Raw genomic sequence first — 21,287 nt, 5'->3', positions numbered from 1 at the left:
CATGAATCGATTAAGTTATCCTAATACTGCTTATGATGGATTAACAACTTTATAATTAATAGTTATTTCGGGGTCTATAGTGAAATTTAGTAAAGTCAACCTAGTTGTGTTTACTAAAAATGTTATTCTGTTATTTCTGACAAAAGAAAAATATTTTAAACACAAGTTTGTTTCCTTAACATTAAATTCTTTAGAAAAAGAATTCTTGTGAAGGAAAAAATGTGTAAAACTAATGTTTTTATTAAACAGTACAGGCTTCAATTTGTAAACTTGAGTGCTCTTAAAAACAGTAGTCAAATATAAAATTAGATTTGAGGCGTAATTTTCTATCATATACAAATTATTGATTAACGTTATTTCGTATTGATTACAAATTCAAGACCCAATAAATTTCAAATTCAAGCTACAATACTTTTGGTTAGAAAGTAGTATGACTTTAGAGAGAATAAAGTTTTGAGCGTATGCTCTGTAGTTCAGAACAAAAGGCTTTGTTTTTTGAAATTAGACTTGGGATCATTTTCTTCGCAATTAATAGTTACAAAAAACGGTACAACGAGTCACTAAAACAAAAAATAATGTTAAAATATATTATAAATTCGACAAAGTGTAGTCGGTATGTTTTTTAGCGTCGAATCAAGTATTTTAGCGATTAAAATTGTATTATTTTGTTTTATTCATTGTATTTGTTTAAAGTAAACTGTTGTTTAAAAGTGTTAAATCATTGATATTTAATATTTTAATTTAAATATTAATCTTCATTTATTCGGAAATCTATATGAAAAAGGTAATTATTATTAGACATGCAAAATCTTCATGGAAATATAATGTCGATGATATGCACAGGCCTTTAAGAGCGATTGGTGTTAGAAATACTATTAAAATTTGTGAACGCTTTAAAGAAGTATCCGAAATATCTTTAAAAAATGTATTTTCTTCTCCTGCAAAACGGGCTTTAGATACCTGCCGTATTTTTGTGGAAAATTATAATTCTGATGATAAAATAGAGATAGATGTTGTTGATGAATTGTATGATTTTGAAGGTGCTAAATTGCATCATTTTATTAAATCAATACACGATAATTTGGATACTATTTTCGTTTTTGGGCATAATAATGCATTAACCAGTTTTGTAAATAAATATGCAAATGTTTATGTTCTGAATGTACCTACAAGTGGTTTAGTGATTTTGGAATTTGATATTGATAAATGGGCAGATTTACGACCTGGTATTTTAAAATTAAAATTATTTCCAAAAGAGATAAATTAATAGCATATTTTTTTAATTTTAGTTCCTACTTAATAACATTCGATAAATGGTATTAGAATCTAAATAAGATATATTTGTAGGACATTAAAAAAAAATGCTAAATGATAAAAATCGAAAAAACTAACAACACCTATATAAATAGAGAAATTAGTTGGCTTCAATTTAACGCTAGAGTATTACAAGAGGCCGAAGACAAAAACGTACCCTTAATTGAGCGTTTGCGATTTTTAGGTATTTTTTCCAATAATTTAGACGAGTTTTTTAAAGTTAGATACGCAACAGTTAAACGTATTGATCAAGCTGGTAAAGAAGGTAAAAGTGAACTTGGAGGAATTAAAGCTAGCGAGCTATTAGAAATCATTACCAAAATTGTAATTGAGCAGCAAGCAGAAAGTTTAGAAATTTTAAGTGATATTCAGTATAAATTGAAACACGAAAATATTTTTATAATCGATGAAACTCAAATTTCAGCGTCTCAGCATCATTTTCTAAAACAATATTTTCTTCAAAAAATAAGTCCTGCATTAGTAACCATAATTTTAAACGATTTAGTAAAACTTCCACTATTAAAAGATAGTGCTGCATATTTAGCAGTTAAAATTGTTATGAATACTAATGAAAATCAATATGCGTTAATAGAAATATCTAAAAACATGGACCGCTTTGTTGTACTTCCAAAAGAAGACAATAAAGATTATATAATTATGTTAGACGATTTATTACGCTATTGTTTAGATGATATTTTTAATATTTTCGATTATAAGTCTATCTCTGCTCACATGATTAAAATTACAAGAGATGGTGAGTTAGATTTTGAAAGTGATTTAAGTAAGAGTTTTATCGATAAATTATCAGATAGTGTAAAACATAGACAAATTGGTGAACCCGTTCGTTTTGTTTATGATAAAGAAATCGAGCAAGAAACGCTTCAGTATTTATTACAAAAAATGAATATTGAACCGTCTGATAGTATAATTCCTGGTGGGCGTTATCATAATAGACGCGATTATATGGGATTTCCTAGTTTAGGAAGAACCGATTTGCTATACGATAAAATTGAAGCATTACCAGTAAAAGGATTAAATCTGGAGGAAAGTATTTTTACTGCAATTTCAAAAAAAGATTATTTGCTTTATGCACCTTATCATACATTTTCTTACATCGTTAAATTTTTAAGGGAAGCCGCTTTAGATCCTAAAGTGAAAACAATAAAAATCACTATTTACAGATTAGCTCAAATTTCTCACATTGCAAGTTCATTAATAAATGCTGCCAAAAACGGAAAAGGAGTAACTGTTTCAATAGAGTTACAAGCACGCTTCGATGAGCAAGCAAATATAGCTTATGCCGAGCAAATGGAATTGGAAGGGATTAATTTAATTTTTGGAGTTCAAGGATTAAAAGTACATAGTAAAATGTGCGTTATCGAGCGAGAAGAAGATAGAAAGATAAAACGCTACGGGTTTGTAAGTACAGGTAACTTCAATGAATCTACTGCTAAACTTTATACAGATTACACATTATTTACATCTAATCAAAAGATTTTAAAAGATGTTAATAAAGTTTTTAGCTTTTTTAAAACTAATTATTTAATTTACACCTATAAGCACATAATAACTTCGCCTCATTATACACAGAAAGCGTTATTTAAATTAATTGATGCCGAAATTATAAATGTAAAATTAGGTAAACCGGCAAGTATTAAGCTAAAAATGAATAGTATTTCTAGCTATAAAATGGTCGATAAATTATATGAAGCAAGTAGAGCAGGAGTGAAAATAAAGATGATTGTTAGAGGTATTTGTTGTTTGGTGCCAGGAATTGAAGGCATGAGCGAAAATATTGAAGTTATAAGCATAATCGATAAGTTTTTAGAACATACCAGACTCTACATTTTTTCTAATGGAGGTAACCCGAAAGTTTTTATTTCGTCTGCAGATTGGATGACAAGAAATATTGAAAATAGGGTAGAAGTAACATGTCCGATTTATGACCAAAATATTAAACAAGAATTAATTGATACATTTAATATTTGCTGGAGTGATAATATAAAAGCGAGAGTTTTAAATTTGAATCAAACCAACGAGTATAAAAAGAATAATGATATAAAAGTAAGATCGCAGTTTGCAACCTACGAATATTATTTAAACAAGTTAAAAGAGTAAGATGCTTACAATAAAAAAATATGCAGCGATCGATATTGGTTCTAATGCCGTAAGGTTGCTTATTGCAAATATTATTGAGGAAGAAGGGAAACCTACTAAATTTAAAAAAAGTTCGTTAGTACGTGTTCCAATTCGTTTGGGAGCAGATGTGTTTTTGGAAGAAAAAATTTCTGAAAAAAATATTGAACGTATGATAGATACTATGCATGCCTTTAACTTACTTATGAAATCTCATAAAGTAGAAAAATATAAAGCATGTGCAACATCAGCCATGCGAGAAGCAAAAAATGGGCCTGCGGTAGTACAGCAAATTTTAGATCAAGCAGATATAAAAATTGATATTATTGAAGGCGATGAGGAAGCTGCTATTATTGCTGCAACCGATTTAAATGCCTTTATAAATCCGAATAAAACCTATTTGTATGTTGATGTTGGAGGAGGAAGTACAGAGTTTACTGTTATAGATCATGGTGTAACAGCAATTTCAAAATCTTTTAAAATTGGGACAGTAAGATTACTGAACGATATGGTTAAAAGGGAGACATGGAGCGAACTCGAAAAATGGATTAAAGACCACACAAAAGACTATGATAAAATAGACTTGATTGGTTCTGGAGGAAATATTAATAAAATATTTAAAGTGTCCGGTAAAGCAATAGGTAAGCCATTAACATTTTTCTATTTAACATCGTATTACAATATTTTACAGTCTTATTCTTACGAAGAACGTATTACAGAATTAGATTTAAATCAAGATCGTGCAGATGTAATTATACCAGCTGCAAGAATTTATTTGTCTGCAATGAAGTGGAGTGGAGCAAAAGATATTTATGTTCCTAAAATTGGATTGAGTGATGGTATTATTAAGAGTTTATATTACGAAACGGTATCGAGTAAAAAGTTAGAATAACGGAAAAATATGCCGTTTATCTTTTTTTTCTTACAATTATCTAAAATTATATTAAAGTGATTTTATTAATTTTAACTTAGCACCAAAATCTATCAATATGAAAAAAATTACTTTTCTAGTATTAACCATTCTAGCAACAACAACTAGTTTCGCCCAATTCGATTTGTTTGGAGTTAGATCTGGTGTTAATATCTCTAATTTAGATTATAAATCTGATGTTCCTGAAGGTAACACTCACAGAAATGGATTTATGATTGGATTTACAGCGCAATATGGTATTACCGAAAGTTTCTCAATCGCTCCAGAAGTTCAGTTTTCTGCAGAAGGAGCTAAAAAAGAGGAATTAAGATTAGACTATATTAATGTGCCTGTATTTGCAAAATATTCAATTACCGAACAGTTATCTGTTGGTCTTGGGCCACAATTAGGAATTAAAATTCATGAATATGAAGATGGTTTCCAAAACTTAACTTTTTCAGGTATAGCAGGTGTAGAATATGTGTTTTACGAAGACTTTTACGTTGATGTAAGATATTCTTATGGTTTTACAAATGTGTATGATGACGACCAACCTTTAGAAGCTACAAATAGCAACATCCAAATAGGTGTAGGTATAAAAATATTCTAACAAAAAAAACATTTAGTAAAAAAGGATCAAATCTCTATTATAGAGATTTGATCCTTTTTTTATGTTTAATAAGATGCTAAAATGGGTTCCTAAGTTCAATTAGAGTACTGTGTTTGTAATGTTATTGTTTATTAGCACCCCAATACCAAGAAGGGTATTGGGGTGCTAATAATAGATTTAATAAAGTAAATAATAGTTTATGCTTTTGTTATTTAGAACAGTTTAACTACTCGAATTTTATTAAAAGTTACTTTGATTGTTTGAAATATTAAAGTGCTATTTAAGTGTTCTTTTGCCACCATTTTTTAGACGAGTTAGGATTCTTACCATAGCCGTATCCATACCCATAACCATGACTCTTTTTATGATCGGAGTTATTAAGTAAAATAGTCATATTAGGTAAGCGTTTGTCATCGTACATGGTTTGTGCAATGTGTAGGCTCCTTTTGTCTAAATAATTTGCTTTTACTACATATAAAAATAAATCTGCATATTTACTTATTAATAAAGTGTCTGTAACCAATCCAACAGCTGCAGTGTCTACTATAATGTAATCGTATTCGTTATTTATAGAATCAAAAAGTTCTCTGACTCTATCGCTTAATAAAAGTTCTGCGGGGTTTGGAGGAATTGCACCCGAAGGTATAATATCGAGAAATTGATTGTCTTTAGTTTTGATAATAATATCTTTCAATTTAAGACTGTTATTACTAAGATAATTTGTTAGGCCTATACCATTTTCAACGTCTAAATATTTAGAAGCTTTAGGCACTCTAATATCTGTTTCTAAAAACAAGACTTTCTTTTCAGAATGCGAAAGCGATAAAGCTAGGTTTACTGAAGTGTGAGATTTCCCTTCTTTACTTGTAGTAGATGTTACAAATATAATTTTAGATTTATGCATTATATTTTGTAACATAAAATCTATATTGGTTCGTAAAATCCTAAAAGATTCTGCTTTTGGAGAATAATCTACTTTTTTAACTGCTAGATCCTTAGTTAAGGATTTAGGTATCTCACCAATAAAAGGAATATTTAAATAATTAATTACATCCTGTTTTGTATGCACTTTATTATCTAGCAAATTATTAGCATATATAAAAGAAATAGGTATTGCTAAACCAAATATTAAGGCTGCTAAATATACAATTAGGTTTTTTGGACTTACAGGAATGTTAGAACTACTAGCGCGATCAATAATCTTAGCATTAGGAGAGGACATACCTAAAGTTATGGCCGTTTCTTCTCGCTTCTCTAACAAGTAAAGATATAATGATTCTTTTATATTTTGTTGTCTTGTTATATCTCTAAATTTACGTTCCTTACCAGGTGTAGAATAAATTTGAGCATTAATTCTAGAATCGGTACGCTTTAAAGATCCCAAAGTGATTTCATTTGAAGACTTTAAATTTATTAAACTTTGTTCTAAATTATCTTTTAAAGCCTTTATTTGATTATCAAGGTTAATAACTGTTGGGTTTTTTTCACTCGAATTTTTTAAAATTCGATTTCTTTGCATCACTAAATCATTATGACTCTTAGTGACTTGAGAAATGCCAGAATCTTCTATGCCAACATTCGCTGGTAGCAAATCACCATTACTATTATTAGAGTTTAAATGATCTTCCATATAATCAATCAATTGAATCTGATTGGTTGTAGCGATTAAATTGTTTTCATTATCTCTTTCAGATTGTAAAAAAATACTTGATTGAGAGGTTAAATCTGATAATCTATTATCTTTTTTTAAAGTTTCAGCTGTTAAATCAACCTTCTCTAATTCTTCTGAAACAATATTTAAGCGATTAGTTATAAAATCTGAAGTAACCTTAATTACCTCTTCTTTATCGTTAACAACATCGTTATTATATTTATCAATAAGCTTGTTTAAGAAATTTTCTGATTTAGCCTTTATTGCTCCATTAATAGACAGGTTAATAATACTAGAACCTTTTTCATTAGATAGATTTAAATCGTTTTGATAACCATTAATCAATTTATCTACAGGGTTTAGAACTGTTTTAATTACAGAACCTGGTTGAATACCATTTGATTCAGAATTTGGAGTTATAATTATACCACCAAAAGAAGTACTTATTTTATCACCAAAATCGTAAGTTTTTCCATACTCAGAATCATCTCCTAAAGATGTTAATGTTTTTGGATCTTCATTAGAGACTTTGAACTTGGTGTTGGATAATATGGTAACATAAAAAGTTGTATCAACTTTGTTAATTATGGAATCATTTTTAAAAAAAGTTAAATTAATTGGAGGGTCTAAATAACTCTCTTTTTCCTTTATTCTACCCTGGACATAAAAACTAATGTTAAGTTTTAAGTCTTTAATAACTTGTTCAATAAGTGTTCTTGATTGAAGAATTTCAATTTCATCAGTTATATTATCAAAACCAGATGAAAAAATTCCAGAGCTCTGTAGACTTGAGATTTCTGGTAATTTATTCATTTGCTGTTCATCATTAATTTTGATTATAGCTGAACTTTTATACTGATTTGTTGAATACCTTAAGAAAATGAATGCAAAAATCAAGCAAGTAAAAATAGATAAAATAAAATATTTCCATTTTGAAAGATATAAATGAAGTATATCACCAACAATTAAATCGTTTTTCTGAATTTCGTTTTTCATTCTATTTAATGATTAAAGCAGTAATTGTTGCTAATGTGGCAATGGCTGAAATTAATACAACATTGTTCTGATTGTACTTCGATGACCTAATTTTAGCTTTATTTGGTTCTACATAAATTACATCATTTTGAGTAAGAAAAAAGTATGGTGAGTTCATAACGTTTATAGATGTTAAATCGAATTTGTAATACCTGTTTTCACCGTTTATTTCTCTTATTAAAAACACATTATCTCTTTTTCCATAAATTGTTAAATCACCTGCTAAACCCAATGCTTCGGTAAGAGAAACTGTTTCATTTTGTAAGTTATATGTGCCCGGTTTATTTACTTCTCCTAATATGGTTATTGTAAAGTTGGCTAGTCTAATATTAACAATAGGATCTTTTAAATACTCTTCTAGAGTTCCTTTTAAAAAATAATTAGCCTCACTTCTTGATAGTCCACCTAATTTAATTGTTCCTAAAACAGGAAACTCTATATTTCCATTTTTATCTATTAAATAGGTTTGCATTTTCAACGTACCTTGAGCAGATATTACAGAAGTTGTATTATAAGAAACGGCAGGTAAATTAAAAGGTCTTGCTGCTTCTGGATCTATAGCAGAAACATCTATTGTTAATAAATCATCGGGTTTAAATTTAATTTCAAAATCAGATAATTCACTATGCCCTTTAACAGGTTCATCTTGAAAATAGACAATGCTTTCTCTTGAAACTCCACATGAAGTTAAAATTAATACAATGACTGGTAATAATATTATTTTAATTGCAGATTGGTTAAAAATAGTTTTCATAGGTTTAATTGGGTTTACTATCTAAAACTTCAAATTTTGAATTATTTGAAATGTATTCAGGTACAATTTCCTTTATTTTAGATACGGTTTCTAGTGTTTGACATTTAGGGTTAGTATTGTGTAAATCGAGTATCTGATCAAGAATAGTTTTTGTGTCTACTTTCTTTGATTTAGCGATCATAATTTTTTCATGATATGTTGGACGAGTATTTTCTCCATTAGCTAGTAATTCTTCATATATTTTTTCTCCGGGTCGTAATCCTGTAATTTTAATATCTATGTCATTCGGATAATCCAATCCAGATAGCGTTATCATGTTTATGGCTAAGTCGAAAATTTTAACAGATTTTCCCATATCAAATACAAAAATTTCACCTCCATTACCCATTGCTGCAGCTTCTAGTACCAATGAACATGCTTCTGGGATAGTCATGAAAAATCGTGTAATATCTTTATGTGTAACAGTTAAAGGACCTCCATTTTCAATCTGTTTTTTAAATAATGGAATTACAGAACCATTAGATCCTAACACATTTCCAAATCGAGTAATAATAAATTTTGTCGAACCCTTTTTATTTAAACATGTAATATAAAGTTCTGCGATTCGTTTTGTTGCTCCCATTACATTGGTAGGGTTTACAGCCTTATCTGTAGAGATCATGACAAATTTATTCACATCATATTTTATAGCTAAATTGGACATGTTAATTGTTCCACTAATATTTACACTAACTGCTTCGTATGGATTATTTTCCATTAAAGGAACATGCTTGTAAGCTGCTGCATGAAAAAGTATCTCAGGTCTTAATTCTGAAAAAATCTGATTCATTCTCACAGCGTTTCTTACATCAACAATAATCACTTCAAAACGCTCAATATCATTTTGAATAAATTCCTGTTGAAGTTCATACAATGGAGATTCTGCAACATCAATAAGTATTAATTTTTTATAATTAAACTTGGTAAGTTTTCTAGCAATTTCACTACCTATAGAGCCTGCAGCTCCAGTAACTAGAATCACCTTGTTATTGTATTCATCAAATAATATCGGATTTTCTATACTAATTGGCTCGCGTCCTAATAAGTCTTCAATATTTACTTCTTTTATCTGGCTAACCTGTAAATCACCATCAATCCATTGTTGAACAGGAGGTGTTATTTTAACTTTTATTGACTTAGCAAGGAAATCCTTTGTGATTTCTAATAATCTTTCAGAACTAATATTTTGAATTGAAATGACTATTTCATCAATATTATTTTTTTTAATAAATTCGTTTGAAACACTTTTTGGATCATAAACATTTAATAAATTGATTTTCTTTCCGATTTTTTTAATATTATCGTCAATAAATCCAAAAATTTCAATATTACTTTTTGAGTCATTAGTTATCGCATCATAAGTAACCATTCCCGAATTACCTGCTCCATAAATTAAAATGATGTGACCTTTTTTTCCGAGTATAAGTTGATCTGATTTTATGCTGTGATATATAGATCTAATAAAAAATTTAGCTCCAATTAAGAAAAAAACATTAAGTAATAAATGGATATAAATTATAGAACCAGGGATATCGAATACAGATGCGTAATTAAATTGTCGACTTATGTATGTAGATATAATTAAAATTGTAGCTAATAAATTAATTCCAACTATAATGTTTATAACATCTTTTACACCTGTAAATCGTACAACACCTTTATGAGAATTAACAACTATAAAACTAACAGCAGCTGCAATTATAACAAACGGAATTTGTTTAATAAAATTTAAAAAATCAAAAGAAACTTCGAAATTAAAACGAATTAAATGGGCTAAAAAGAATGTAAACGCAACTAAACATAAATCCACCAACAGAACGAGCCATTTAGAGGCGTATCTGTTTGATAATTTAATAAGAAAGTTGTTTATTTTATTCAAAATATTGAGTAATTAATGAAACTATTCTTTGTAAGTCTTCTTGGGTTAAATTGGAGCCGCTAGGTAAACATAGCCCTCTTTCAAATAAATCATCAGAAACACCATTTAAATAGCTTGGAGCATCTTTAAATATAGGTTGTTGATGCATTGGTTTCCATAATGGTCTAGTTTCTATATTATCTTTTTCTAAATATAATCTTAATCCGTCTTGATCTTTCTTGTTTTCTAATAAAATACAAGTTAACCAACGGTTAGAGTAAAATCCGTCAGGTTCGTCTAAAAACTGAATAGCATCTATATGTTTTAGCCTTTCTTTATAAAATTTATAATTATCACGTCTCCTATTAACATGATTGTCTAATACCATCATCTGACCTCGGCCTATACCTGCAATTACGTTAGACATTCTATAATTATAACCAATATGAGAATGCACATAAGCAACATCTTGGTCTTTTGCTTGTGTTGCTAAAAAAATCGCCTTTTCTTTATCTTCTTTTGAAGTACACACTAAAGCGCCTCCTCCTGAAGTTGTAATGATTTTATTGCCGTTGAAAGATAAAATTGAATACTTGCCCAATGTTCCACATTTTTGTTGCTTATATGAGCTTCCTAAGGCTTCTGCGCTATCTTCTACTATTGGAATATTATACTTTTCTGAAATAGACTGTATTTCATCTGCTTTATAAGGCATGCCATATAAATGAACGGCTACAATGGCTTTTGGTTTTTTTCCTTTAGCAATTCTATCCTTAATAGCAATTTCTAATTGTATTGGACACATATTCCAAGTTTCTCTTTCACTATCTACGAAAACAGGAGTTGCACCTTGATATACAATTGGGTTTGCTGATGCAGAAAATGTTTTAGATTGACAAATCACTTCATCATTAGTACTAACATTTAGTAAAATTAGTGCTAAATGCAAGGATGCAGTTCCAGAACTAACAGCAGCTACATGTCTGTTTTCATTTAAATAGTTTTTTAAATCATCTTCAAAACCAGTTACATTAGGGCCTAGTGGGGCGATCCAATTGGTTGAAAAGGCTTCATTAATAAAGCCAATTTCATGTCCACTCATATGTGGTGAGGATAACCATATTTTTGATTTCATAAGTAAAATTGTTACATAAAATATTACAAACAATTTTTATGTTTATTTAGGGACTTGGAACATAAAAACATTAAGATTAATAAACTTATAGTTTAATAATTAGATATAAATATCAGTAATTAGTTAAGACTAAATCAAATAAAAACGATGAATAGCAGATATTTACGTTAACAATTGTTTAGGAAAAAAGGCACAAGAATTTTGGTCGTATTTCAGGATATAATTCCTCTGTTTTTTTAATAAATTAATAGAATTTGATTAACATTGTATTAAAGTTATAGGTTTCAATTATCTCGATAACATGTAATTAATGTGCTTGCGTAATTTCTTGTCGACATTTTTATTATGTAAATTAAAAGTCTTTGACGTTAAAGAAATCGGCTAAAATTTAAAGTAGTAAAAATGAATAAAATTGTAATTATTGGTGCTTCTGGACATGCTAAAGTTATTATTGATATTATAGAATTACAAAATCAATTTGAAATAATAGGCCTTGTAGATACTTACAAAAAAAAAGGTGAGATTTTGTATAATTATAAAATACTTGGAACAGAGAAAGACTTACCTATTCTTATTAAAGAACACGATATTGATGGAGGTATTATCGCCATAGGAGATAATTGGACTAGAAAGAAAGTCTATGAAGAAATAGAAGGGATTTTTAGTGATTTTAAATACATAACAGCTATTCATCCTCATTCCGTAATCGGAAAAAATGTTAAAATTGGCGCAGGGACTGTTATCATGGCAGGAGTAATTATTAATAGTGATGCTGTTATAGATAGACATAGTATAATTAACACCAAAAGTTCGGTTGGACATGATACAATTATTAAAGAGTTTGCTAGTGTTGCTCCAGGTGTAACTATTGGAGGAGATGTTAATATTGGTAAAGGGACGGCTATTTCTTTAGGGGTTAATGTGCTTGAAGGAGTAACGATAGGTAAATATTGCGTAATAGGTGCAGGCTCGTTAGTAAACAGAAATATAAAAGCAAAAACATTAGCTTACGGTATACCTGCTAAAATAATAAAAAAGAGAAATCTTGATGATAAGTATTTAGGTTTAACCAAAGATAAAAAGCCAAAAGGGGTATAGTCTAGAGCATAAAAGAATAAAAATAATTAATGAAATTGAAATATATAAATCAATATTAAATAAGTTAGATTTATTTAATACTTTTTGTTCATAAGGATATTATAATTGTTAAGATGAAAGAAATTTAAACTTTTTTGTTTTATCAAAAAAAAGACAAACCATTAATAGTTTAGCCCCTTATAAGTTGGAAGTAATATTTTAAATTTCAATTAATACCTTTGAGATATGAAATTCAAGAAATTGAAAAAATTGAAGAAATTGAATTTAGAAGAAAAGGGCAGTATCTCTTGCATTTATGACCCAACCTATAACTAAAATAGCTCGATTAATTTTTTTCTGCTGTCATTCTTTTTAGTCTAATAATAAATAAAATTATTCTATTAAAATCCGTTTCGGAAATAAAATTAGAGAATAATATGTTTAATATCAAATAATTAATTACTGTAATCTTCCTCTTTTAATTTGTTAGATAATTGTAATATTTATTAATAAATTAAAAGAAAGATACATTGAATCTAAAATATTAAATATTAAATTTGAATTTTATCTTGCATATATCCTTTAAACACATGTAATAAAAAAAGGATTATAAAATAGGGCTGTTGATTATTTTCAAGACTTAATAATGTTTTCTTTTAAAGTCAAATAGGCTTAATTTATTGTTTAAAAGGTGTAGAAATATATGTGATTAATCAAGTGTCATTAATTTATATTTATAAAATGTATAAAGCATTCTTAAAAAGAGTAATTGATTTTTTAACATCAATAATAGGTTTCATTATTTTGTTTCCAATATTTTTAATAGTGACAATAATTTTATTAGTAACGAATAATGGGCAACCATTTTTTTTCCAAAGCAGGCCTGGTAAAGATGATAAAATTTTTAAAATCATTAAATTTAAATCGATGTCTGATAAAAAAGATGCTAACGGTAAATTATTATCAAATTCCGAACGTGTAACTACTGTTGGTACTTTTATTAGAAAAGCTTCTTTAGATGAAATTCCTCAGCTTTTAAATGTTATTAAAGGTGACATGAGTTTAATCGGTCCCCGTCCACTTTTAGTTAAATATTTACCATATTATACTAAACAGGAAAGTTTAAGACATAGTGTAAGACCAGGAATAACAGGTTTAGCACAGGTTTCAGGAAGAAATTCTATAGGTTGGGATGATAAGCTAGCTAAAGATTTAGAATATGTTGAGAACCTTAGTTTTAGTTTAGATGTGAAAATATTGTGGGAAACATTTAAAAAAGTTATTTCACGTTCAGATACAGAATTAAGACCTGAAACATTGGATTTTAGCGAACATAGAAAGTTAGAAATAAAGGAGAAGGAACGTAATTTAATTTAATTTTAAGATTTAATTATTCTGTTTTATTATGAGATCCTTTGAAGTCAGGAACTATATCATCTTCAATAGAGTAAATACCATCATTTTTAAGTACTTTATATATTGTTAAGATTATAATTTTTGTGTCTAGAAAAAAAGATAAATTATTAACGTACCAGATATCTAATTCAAATTTCTTTTCCCAACTAATAGCGTTTCTTCCATTTATTTGAGCCCAACCAGATATGCCAGGTTTAATATCATGTCTGTGTTTTTGTGTATCGTTATATAATGGCAAATAGTGTACTAAGAGTGGTCTCGGGCCTATTAAACTCATGTCACCTTTAATAACATTCAGTAGTTGAGGTATTTCATCTAATGAGTATTTTCTAATAAATCTCCCTGTATTCGTTAAACGTTGAATTTCTGGCAATAAATTTCCGGAAGAATCTTTTTTATCACTCATAGATTTAAACTTAATAATTCTAAATACCTTTTCGTTTTTTCCTGGGCGTGACTGAAAGAAGAATGGACTGCCATCATTTTTATACAATAATAATATAGTCACTATTAAAAAAATAGGGGATAAGATTATAAGACCAAGTATGGCTAGAATAATGTCTAAAAGACGTTTGAAAAACGACTTGTATAAATTCATTTAGTTTCTGTTTTAAGACAAAATTAAAGTTTAAAGGTAACTAAAACAGGTTCGTGGTCAGATAAATTTAATTTAAAGTTTTTATGGGTTATAATTTCTATTTGGTAGTCCATAAGGACAAAATCTATTCGTAAGGGGTAACTTTTTAGTTTGTAAGTGATTCCGAGACCTTGACCTCTTTCAATAAACGAATCATTTAAATCTTCCTTTAATATTTTGTAAGGTTCAGAATATTGGGTAGCATTGAAATCTCCACTTACAATGATTTTATTTGATGTTGAATTCATGCTTTTTTTAACAATAATGGCCTGATTTAGTTGTTGATTTAGCGTGTTATTTAATTTTTTAAACGGATTTTGTTCTATCAAGTTTTCAGAAAGTTGATGAGACTGTAGATGTAAATTATAAAGCCTTACAGTATCGTTTTTAATTAAAATATCGGCAAAAATACCATTGTTCTTAGTGTCAGGAAAATCTGTATACCCGGTGTTAATTATGGGGAATTTAGAATAAATAGTTAAAAGTGATTTCTTTTTTTTTAACCTTAGGTCAGAAAAATTGTAATTATAATTCTTGATTTTTCTGATAATAGGATAGTTGGATTCTTGTAAAACTATAATGTCTGCTTGTACAGAATCTAAGAATTTCATTATATTAGAGCTAATTGTTTTATCTTTCAAATTAGCACTAAACCCTTTAGTATTAAATGTTAGAATACTTAGGCTTTCTTTGTTTTCTATAGTAGTAAAAGGTGAGAATTTATAGAATACATTAAAAAGTAATAGAAAGATTAAGATGCTAATGCTGTATCCATACTTTCTCTGTGTAAAGCCATAAAAAGCCATTAAAAAGTTTAAAATAAAAAGTACAGGCAAGACTATACTAAAAAGAACAGATACCCAACCCCAATTAAGATAAGTACTAATCATTCCTATTATAAAAATAGTTGTGATTAGTATCGAAATTTTATCTTTAGTTTTTAAAGATTTTTTTAAGACCTTGATGGTATCAGAATTAATCGTTAAGTACTTTATTAATTAATGATGTAAGGTCCTTATTAACAATTTTTACATCAAATCTTTGTTCCGCATAAGCTCTACTGTTAATTCCCATTTCTTTGATTTTTGACTTGTTAGTAATGAAATATTCCATTGCATTAGCTAATTGGTCTAAATTATTAGGTTCTATTAAAATTCCATTATTGTCTTTTATAACGGTTTCTTTACACCCCGGAGTTTTTGTGGTTATAATAGGCAAACCTACAGATAATGCTTCAAGAATAGAGCGCGGTATCCCTTCTCTATAATAGGTAGGTAATACAAAGACATCTCTTTTGTACAGGTGGTCAGGAACATTGTTCTGTCTTCCATGATAGATAATTACACCCTTTTTATCTAGTTCTATTAATTTCTCTAATTTTATTGCAGATGGGGATTTATCAGGTGCACCTATTATATGAAATTCAGCATTGGGATATTTATTTTTTAAAATTTTAGCCGCTTCTATAAATAAATCGATTCCTTTCTCTTTAATTAATCTCGCAACTAAAAGAAAACTAACAACTTCTGAAGTGTTGGTATTCACTCTATATTTATATTGGCCTAAATTAACACCAGATCCACTAACAAAAGCAACTTTATTATCTTTAGAAATGATATTTCTATCTAGAAAAAGTTGATAATCATCTTTGTTTTGAAAAACGATGATTTTATTCTTCCTAATAGAAATTTTATATAAAACTTCATTCAATCTTTGAAGCGTTCTCGCTTTAAAGGTTAATCCTGTAAATGCAAAACCAAGCCCGGTAATTAAGGAAATTACAGGTATGTTACAAGAATTTGCGGCTATCGAGCTGTAAATAACTGGTTTAACGGTGTATGGGAATACTAAATCGATATTATTGTTTTTTATTATCGACTTTAATTCTGATATTGATTTTAAATCCTTAAAAGGATTTAAACCCGTACGTTCTAATTTAAATTCTAGGGGTTTAGCTCCTAAAGCAATGAGTTTTTCTTTCGTTACTTCTGGGTAATCCGGAGCAGCTGTAAAAACACTAAAACCACTTTGCACTAAATGTTCAATATAATCACCTCGGAATTTAATTAATGAGGGAGAATATGAAGCGACTATTAAGATTCTTTTTTTTTGCATTTAGATGTTGGATTGCTTTAAGAAGTTATAGGTGTACCATTTCTGGAAACAATAAAAAGACCAGACCCTAAAAGTACTATCTTTTTTACTCTCTAAATGATCTTCAACTAATTTTATTATAACGTCTTTATTGAAGATGCCTTGTGTCTCAAGGAACTTAGGTTCAACATAACTTTCAAGTTCTTTTCGTAAACTTTGTCTTAGCCAGTCACCAGTTGGAGACCCAAATCCGCTTTTACTTTTTTCGAGAAACTCGGCAGGGAATTGATCTCTGAATGCTTCTTTTAATATGTGTTTTTTATTCCAACCTTTCATTAAATATTCTTCGGGTAGACTGTTTGTAAATTCCCAAAGACCTTTATTTAAAAAAGGTGCTCTGCATTCTAAAGAATTCATCATACTTGTTCGGTCTACCTTAGTTAGCATGCCTCCTTCAAGACTTAAAACCTTATCTACTTGTCTGAAATCGGTTAATGTTTCTGCGCGTTCTAAATTTAAGCCATCTTTATATTCTTGAAATAAATTATGGTCTAAGTAATCAGGATTTAATATTTCGGTAATTTCTTTATTCGTATTCGCTAATGAAATAATGTCCCAATAAAAATCACCTTTATAATTTATAGCATGCAGCAATCTTTTAATTTTAAATTTTTTTCCTCTAGAATCATCTTTATCAATTAGGAATTTTTTGCTTCCTTTTAAAATAGATTTATGTAAAGTTTCAGGTACTATACCGGTGTATTTTTTATTCATTTTACCAATGTAATACTTGTTGTACCCACCAAATACTTCGTCGCCACCATCTCCTGTTAAAGCAACGGTTACGTGTTGTCTTGTTTTATTCGAAAGTAGGTGAGTGGGTAAGGAGGCGGTATCCGAAAAAGGTTCATCAAAATTTATTAAAATTTCATGAATGTTGTGTTTTAAATCGTCTTCATCTATAATAAATTCATGATGATTACTATTTAACATTTTCGCCACAATCCTAGATTTATCTGATTCGTCGTATGATGCTTTTTTAAAACCAATAGAAAATGTGTCTATTTTTCTATCACTTCCTTGTGATAAACATAGAGATATAATAGAAGAATCTACACCGCCCGATAAAAATGTACCTAAAGCTACATCAGAAATAGATCTGCTGTTTACACTGTTATAGACTAACTCTTTAGTTTTTTTCTTAGCATCATCAAAAGATATGTTTAGTTTTGTAGGAACAGGTTCTTCGTTAATCTTGGTTATGGTTGTAGTATGGGAAGTTAAATCATATTCGATATAATGATTTGCTTCTAACTTAAAAATGTTATTGTAAATGGTGTGTGGTGCAGGGATGTAAGTTAATCTGAAATATAAGTTTAATCCTTTTTTAGAGATTTCTGGTGTAAAATTAAGCGTATTAATTATAGATTTTAATTCTGAAGCCCATAAAAATTGAGTATCAGATTTAGTGTAGTATAATGGCTTTTCTCCAAAAAAATCACGAGTTATAAATAACTTGTTTAATTTTTTATCGTAAATACTAAATGCAAACATACCGTCTAGCCACTTAAAAGATTCTACGCCATATTTTTCATATAACTTTATAATAACTTCGGTATCACTAGTGGTATTAAAAGTAACACCTTCTGCTTCTAATTTAGATTTTAAAACTTTGTAGTTGTAAATTTCGCCATTAAAAACAATCACAGTTTGCTTGTCGTCTGTAAAGATTGGCTGTTTTCCAGATTTTAAATCTATAATAGATAATCGTCTCATGGCCATACCTAAGGCGTAAGAGCTATTTTCTTCGCAAAACACACCATCTTGATCAGGTCCTCTATGAATAATAAGATTATTCATTTTAGTCAGTATGGCGTTTAATTCATTGTCTTTAAGACTATTTCTTGCAATAATTCCGTTAATTCCGCACATACCCGCTTAATATTTTAAAAATTTATTGAATTTTGAATATATACTCTTAAGTTCATATTCTTTAGATCTTAAGAGGCTTAATCTACTATAGTTTTCTCTTTCTTTCGGATTGTTATTAAAATAATCTAAAGCATTCTTTAAACCTTCATGATCATCATTATTAACAAGTAAACCGTATTTCCCTTTATAAAATGTACCAGTTGTAATCTCGATATCTTCATTCTCGTTTAATAGTTCCAAGGGGCCTGATAAACAATTAGTGGAAACACATGGTAAGCCAATAGCCATTGCTTCAATAAGTGCATTAGGAAAACCTTCTGTAAAGGAAGACAAAACAAAACAATGATTTGTTAATAGAAAATCATTAACATTTTTTACTCTTCCTCCAAGAGTAATTTGATTTTCTAAATTTAAACGATTAATCTCTTCGGTTAAATACTCTTGTAAAGGACCTCCTCCTAAAATAGTTAGGTTATAATGGTTTGTTGAATTTTGTAAAGCACGAATAATCATGATATGATTTTTTCGTTTATTTAAAGTCCCAGCCGTAATAATTTTTAAACACTTAAGGTCTTGATTAAGAGTTTCAGGACTAATTGTGTGTTGAGGTAAATCTATCGGGTTATAAATAACATCCATAGGGATTTTAACTCCGAAATTATCTTTTAAATCCTTATTGATATACACAGAATTTGAAAATAATTTTGTGCATTTATTGTAAAAGATTGGATAAAATATTTTTGAAATATATAAGGATAGTTTACTTGATGTATTATCTGATGGGAATCCGCGTTCACTAATAATAGTTTTAATATTTTTATTAGAAGACGTGATCATACCATTTAGAAGGTTTGGAAAGGCCAAAAATGAAACAGAAATCACGATGTTTTCCTTTTTGATAAATGCATTATATTTTTTCTTAAAACTCACTAAGTCTGAAAGCTTCGCATAGAATGGCCGTGTGGCAGATTCCTGAGAAAGACAAACCACGTTAATGCCTTCAGGAATCGGAAAATGTATTTGATTGTAAAATAATACTAAAGTAACATTGTAATCGTTTTTCAGTTCTTTTAAAAGGAGGCTTATAACTTTTTCGGCACCACCGCTTCCTAGCGTGATACTTAAAATACTTATGTTTGGTTTAGACATTTTCAAAATAAATATTATTTTTTAAGAATTTCAATGAATAAATCTTCATATTGTTTAAGAATTTTTTCTTTATTAAATTTCTTGTAGACAGATTCACGTACCTTTAATGGTTCCCATTTTAATACTTTAATAGCCTTTTCTATATTGTTTAAATAATCATCATCATTGTCGGCGACTAGACCATTTATGTTATCCAATATAATCTCATTTAATCCTCCTGGAGCTTTATAAGCTAAAACAGGTGTGCCAACGGCACAACTTTCAATTAAGCAATTAGGAAATCCTTCTACGTAAGAACCTTGTAAGAAAAAATCACTTTCAGCTAGATGTTTATCTACATTTTTTGTGTAGGGTATATGTGTTATTTTATCTTTAAGATTATATAAATCAATTAATTTTAAAATATTTTCTTCTTCAGGGCCTCTTCCTATAAGAGTGTAATGAAATTTATAATCTAATTTATTTAATGTTCTAATTATTCTTTCATGTCCTTTTTGCTTCTTAAACTGCGCAACAGTAATAAACTGTATACACGAATTAGAAATGTCTTTTTCTGGTTTTAAATTAAAGCTATCTGTTATTGGGTTGTTTATAATTCTTAACTTTTCTGAAGGAATATTAAAGGTCTTATTCATGTCTTCATACATATCAATAGACTGACATAATATGATGTCAAGGCGTTTGTAACTGAGATCGATTGGAATTAAACTTCCAAATCTATTTTTAGTGTGGCTAAAATCTTTAACAACACTCATAACATTAGCCTCTCTTCCTATAAATTTTATTTTAGGAAACAGGAAAGAAATCATTGCGATAGCTGTGTTTACATGAGCTATAGAACTAATAACAATATCTGGTTTATGTTTTTTAAAACCCATTATAAAATCGGGTATGGCATATAAAACTCTTGTTTTATTAAAGTATTTCACATGTATAGAGTCTGTATTATATGGCGTTTTTCTAGGCGGACCAGCAAGCCAAAGTGACGTATCAAATTTTTCTTTCGAAATATTATTTGCTATAAAAGAAACAACCCTTTCTGCTCCACCAGAGGTAAGATCAGGAAGAACAAATATTAGTTTTATTTTTTTTAGAGCTTTCATAAATGGGGATTAAATTGGATGGAATTCATTGTTTGCTAGAAGAGTAAAATATTATGTTTCATTAAAGGTGTTTTTTTTAAATTAAAAAATCAAAAAAAATCTTTAAATGGTGCAATTAAAACTATAATCAGTAAGGAAGTATATTTTAACCCTAAATTCATCTATTTGTGTTTTTATTTCTTTGTACACGTCGCCGTCTTAGCATATAGATACTTGTAGCATTCGAATTAAAAAAATAAAGCTATTAAGTGTTTGGTACGTAGTATGTTGGTTTTGGGGTTTAGTGTTAAATCTACGTGTATTATAAGTGAATTACACAAGAATAATTACATGGGTTTTTGAAATCTATTAACGTTCAAGTCTTCAAATTTTCTAGTTTTAGTTAACTACTTTTTAGAGAGGGATTTGTCATCATTTTGTTTAGCTTAAATTGATAA

Annotated in this window: 16 protein-coding genes; 6 read left to right on the top strand and 10 right to left on the bottom strand. The window is 28.7% G+C overall.

All coding sequences use genetic code 11. The features are described 5' to 3' along the window. Positions 1-775: 775 nt before the first annotated feature. From R6X41_RS11205 to R6X41_RS11190, 4 genes are all read left to right on the top strand, one after another. Complete coding sequence (locus R6X41_RS11205) at positions 776-1,267, top strand: SixA phosphatase family protein (protein WP_318500290.1); 492 nt, start codon at positions 776-778, stop codon at positions 1,265-1,267. 101 nt (positions 1,268-1,368) lie between these two features. Then, on the top strand, positions 1,369-3,432 hold the full coding sequence (gene ppk1 / locus R6X41_RS11200) for a polyphosphate kinase 1 (protein ID WP_318500288.1): 2,064 nt from the start codon (positions 1,369-1,371) through the stop codon (positions 3,430-3,432). 1 nt (position 3,433) lies between these two features. After that, a complete protein-coding gene (locus tag R6X41_RS11195; protein WP_318500286.1) occupies positions 3,434-4,342 on the top strand; it encodes a Ppx/GppA phosphatase family protein in 909 nt (302 codons plus the stop codon). A gap of 97 nt (positions 4,343-4,439) precedes the next feature. Next, complete coding sequence (locus tag R6X41_RS11190) at positions 4,440-4,970, top strand: porin family protein (RefSeq protein WP_318500285.1); 531 nt, start codon at positions 4,440-4,442, stop codon at positions 4,968-4,970. 280 nt (positions 4,971-5,250) lie between these two features. On the opposite strand, the gene R6X41_RS11185 is transcribed toward R6X41_RS11190, so the two are convergent. Genes R6X41_RS11185 through R6X41_RS11170 form a run of 4 tightly spaced genes read right to left on the bottom strand, consistent with a single transcriptional unit; the run spans position 5,251 to position 11,442 of the window. Further along, on the bottom strand, positions 5,251-7,617 hold the full coding sequence (locus R6X41_RS11185) for a GumC family protein (RefSeq protein ID WP_318500283.1): 2,367 nt from the start codon (positions 7,615-7,617) through the stop codon (positions 5,251-5,253). Position 7,618: 1 nt separating this feature from the next. Beyond that, the gene (locus tag R6X41_RS11180; RefSeq protein ID WP_318500280.1) at positions 7,619-8,410 is read right to left on the bottom strand and encodes a polysaccharide biosynthesis/export family protein; all 792 of its coding nucleotides are present in this window, start codon (positions 8,408-8,410) and stop codon (positions 7,619-7,621) included. A 4-nt stretch (positions 8,411-8,414) separates the two neighbouring features. Next, a complete protein-coding gene (locus tag R6X41_RS11175; RefSeq protein ID WP_318500278.1) occupies positions 8,415-10,328 on the bottom strand; it encodes a polysaccharide biosynthesis protein in 1,914 nt (637 codons plus the stop codon). Next, positions 10,321-11,442 carry a DegT/DnrJ/EryC1/StrS family aminotransferase gene (locus R6X41_RS11170; protein ID WP_318500276.1) on the bottom strand — a complete coding sequence of 374 codons (1,122 nt, stop codon included), beginning with the start codon at positions 11,440-11,442 and terminating at the stop codon, positions 10,321-10,323. The genes R6X41_RS11175 and R6X41_RS11170 overlap by 8 nt, the downstream gene beginning before the upstream one ends. A 402-nt stretch (positions 11,443-11,844) precedes the next feature. On the opposite strand from R6X41_RS11170, the gene R6X41_RS11165 reads away from it, so the two are divergent. Continuing rightward, positions 11,845-12,540 carry an acetyltransferase gene (locus R6X41_RS11165; RefSeq protein WP_318500274.1) on the top strand — a complete coding sequence of 232 codons (696 nt, stop codon included), beginning with the start codon at positions 11,845-11,847 and terminating at the stop codon, positions 12,538-12,540. A 720-nt stretch (positions 12,541-13,260) separates the two neighbouring features. Continuing rightward, a complete protein-coding gene (locus R6X41_RS11160; protein ID WP_318500272.1) occupies positions 13,261-13,896 on the top strand; it encodes a sugar transferase in 636 nt (211 codons plus the stop codon). 13 nt (positions 13,897-13,909) lie between these two features. On the opposite strand, the gene R6X41_RS11155 is transcribed toward R6X41_RS11160, so the two are convergent. The 6 genes from R6X41_RS11155 to R6X41_RS11130 form a co-directional block, all read right to left on the bottom strand. Continuing rightward, positions 13,910-14,533, bottom strand: coding sequence for a sugar transferase (locus R6X41_RS11155; RefSeq protein WP_318500269.1), 624 nt, complete (start codon positions 14,531-14,533; stop codon positions 13,910-13,912). Between the two features lie 23 nt (positions 14,534-14,556). Continuing rightward, positions 14,557-15,462 (bottom strand): endonuclease/exonuclease/phosphatase family protein, encoded by a 906-nt coding sequence (locus R6X41_RS11150; RefSeq protein WP_318500267.1) that lies wholly within the window; start codon positions 15,460-15,462, stop codon positions 14,557-14,559. An 85-nt stretch (positions 15,463-15,547) separates the two neighbouring features. Then, entirely contained in the window at positions 15,548-16,687 is a 1,140-nt protein-coding gene (locus R6X41_RS11145) for a glycosyltransferase family 4 protein (protein WP_318500265.1), read from the bottom strand. After that, positions 16,688-18,598: an asparagine synthase (glutamine-hydrolyzing) gene (asnB, locus tag R6X41_RS11140; RefSeq protein ID WP_318500263.1), complete on the bottom strand. Its 1,911-nt coding sequence runs from the start codon at positions 18,596-18,598 to the stop codon at positions 16,688-16,690. Positions 18,599-18,604: 6 nt separating this feature from the next. Then, a complete protein-coding gene (locus R6X41_RS11135; protein WP_318500261.1) occupies positions 18,605-19,747 on the bottom strand; it encodes a glycosyltransferase in 1,143 nt (380 codons plus the stop codon). A gap of 14 nt (positions 19,748-19,761) precedes the next feature. Next, positions 19,762-20,850, bottom strand: coding sequence for a glycosyltransferase (locus R6X41_RS11130; protein ID WP_318500259.1), 1,089 nt, complete (start codon positions 20,848-20,850; stop codon positions 19,762-19,764). Positions 20,851-21,287: the final 437 nt, after the last annotated feature.

It is taken from the genome of Formosa sejongensis, assembly GCF_033447105.1.
GTDB lineage: Bacteria > Bacteroidota > Bacteroidia > Flavobacteriales > Flavobacteriaceae > Formosa.
Note: the sequence above shows the minus strand (reverse complement) of the source record. Positions and strands in the feature narration are given on the sequence as shown.

What these genes read in the sequence shown, in the direction of transcription:
- R6X41_RS11170 (WP_318500276.1), bottom strand. Translation starts at nt 11,442, where the DNA reads ATGAAATCAAAAATATGGTTATCCTCACCACATATGAGTGGACATGAA.
- R6X41_RS11160 (WP_318500272.1), top strand. Translation starts at nt 13,261, where the DNA reads ATGTATAAAGCATTCTTAAAAAGAGTAATTGATTTTTTAACATCAATA.
- R6X41_RS11150 (WP_318500267.1), bottom strand. Translation starts at nt 15,462, where the DNA reads ATGATTAGTACTTATCTTAATTGGGGTTGGGTATCTGTTCTTTTTAGT.
- R6X41_RS11205 (WP_318500290.1), top strand. Translation starts at nt 776, where the DNA reads ATGAAAAAGGTAATTATTATTAGACATGCAAAATCTTCATGGAAATAT.
- R6X41_RS11195 (WP_318500286.1), top strand. Translation starts at nt 3,434, where the DNA reads ATGCTTACAATAAAAAAATATGCAGCGATCGATATTGGTTCTAATGCC.
- R6X41_RS11135 (WP_318500261.1), bottom strand. Translation starts at nt 19,747, where the DNA reads ATGTCTAAACCAAACATAAGTATTTTAAGTATCACGCTAGGAAGCGGT.
- R6X41_RS11190 (WP_318500285.1), top strand. Translation starts at nt 4,440, where the DNA reads ATGAAAAAAATTACTTTTCTAGTATTAACCATTCTAGCAACAACAACT.
- asnB (WP_318500263.1), bottom strand. Translation starts at nt 18,598, where the DNA reads ATGTGCGGAATTAACGGAATTATTGCAAGAAATAGTCTTAAAGACAAT.
- ppk1 (WP_318500288.1), top strand. Translation starts at nt 1,369, where the DNA reads ATGATAAAAATCGAAAAAACTAACAACACCTATATAAATAGAGAAATT.
- R6X41_RS11145 (WP_318500265.1), bottom strand. Translation starts at nt 16,687, where the DNA reads ATGCAAAAAAAAAGAATCTTAATAGTCGCTTCATATTCTCCCTCATTA.
- R6X41_RS11180 (WP_318500280.1), bottom strand. Translation starts at nt 8,410, where the DNA reads ATGAAAACTATTTTTAACCAATCTGCAATTAAAATAATATTATTACCA.
- R6X41_RS11165 (WP_318500274.1), top strand. Translation starts at nt 11,845, where the DNA reads ATGAATAAAATTGTAATTATTGGTGCTTCTGGACATGCTAAAGTTATT.
- R6X41_RS11185 (WP_318500283.1), bottom strand. Translation starts at nt 7,617, where the DNA reads ATGAAAAACGAAATTCAGAAAAACGATTTAATTGTTGGTGATATACTT.
- R6X41_RS11155 (WP_318500269.1), bottom strand. Translation starts at nt 14,533, where the DNA reads ATGAATTTATACAAGTCGTTTTTCAAACGTCTTTTAGACATTATTCTA.
- R6X41_RS11130 (WP_318500259.1), bottom strand. Translation starts at nt 20,850, where the DNA reads ATGAAAGCTCTAAAAAAAATAAAACTAATATTTGTTCTTCCTGATCTT.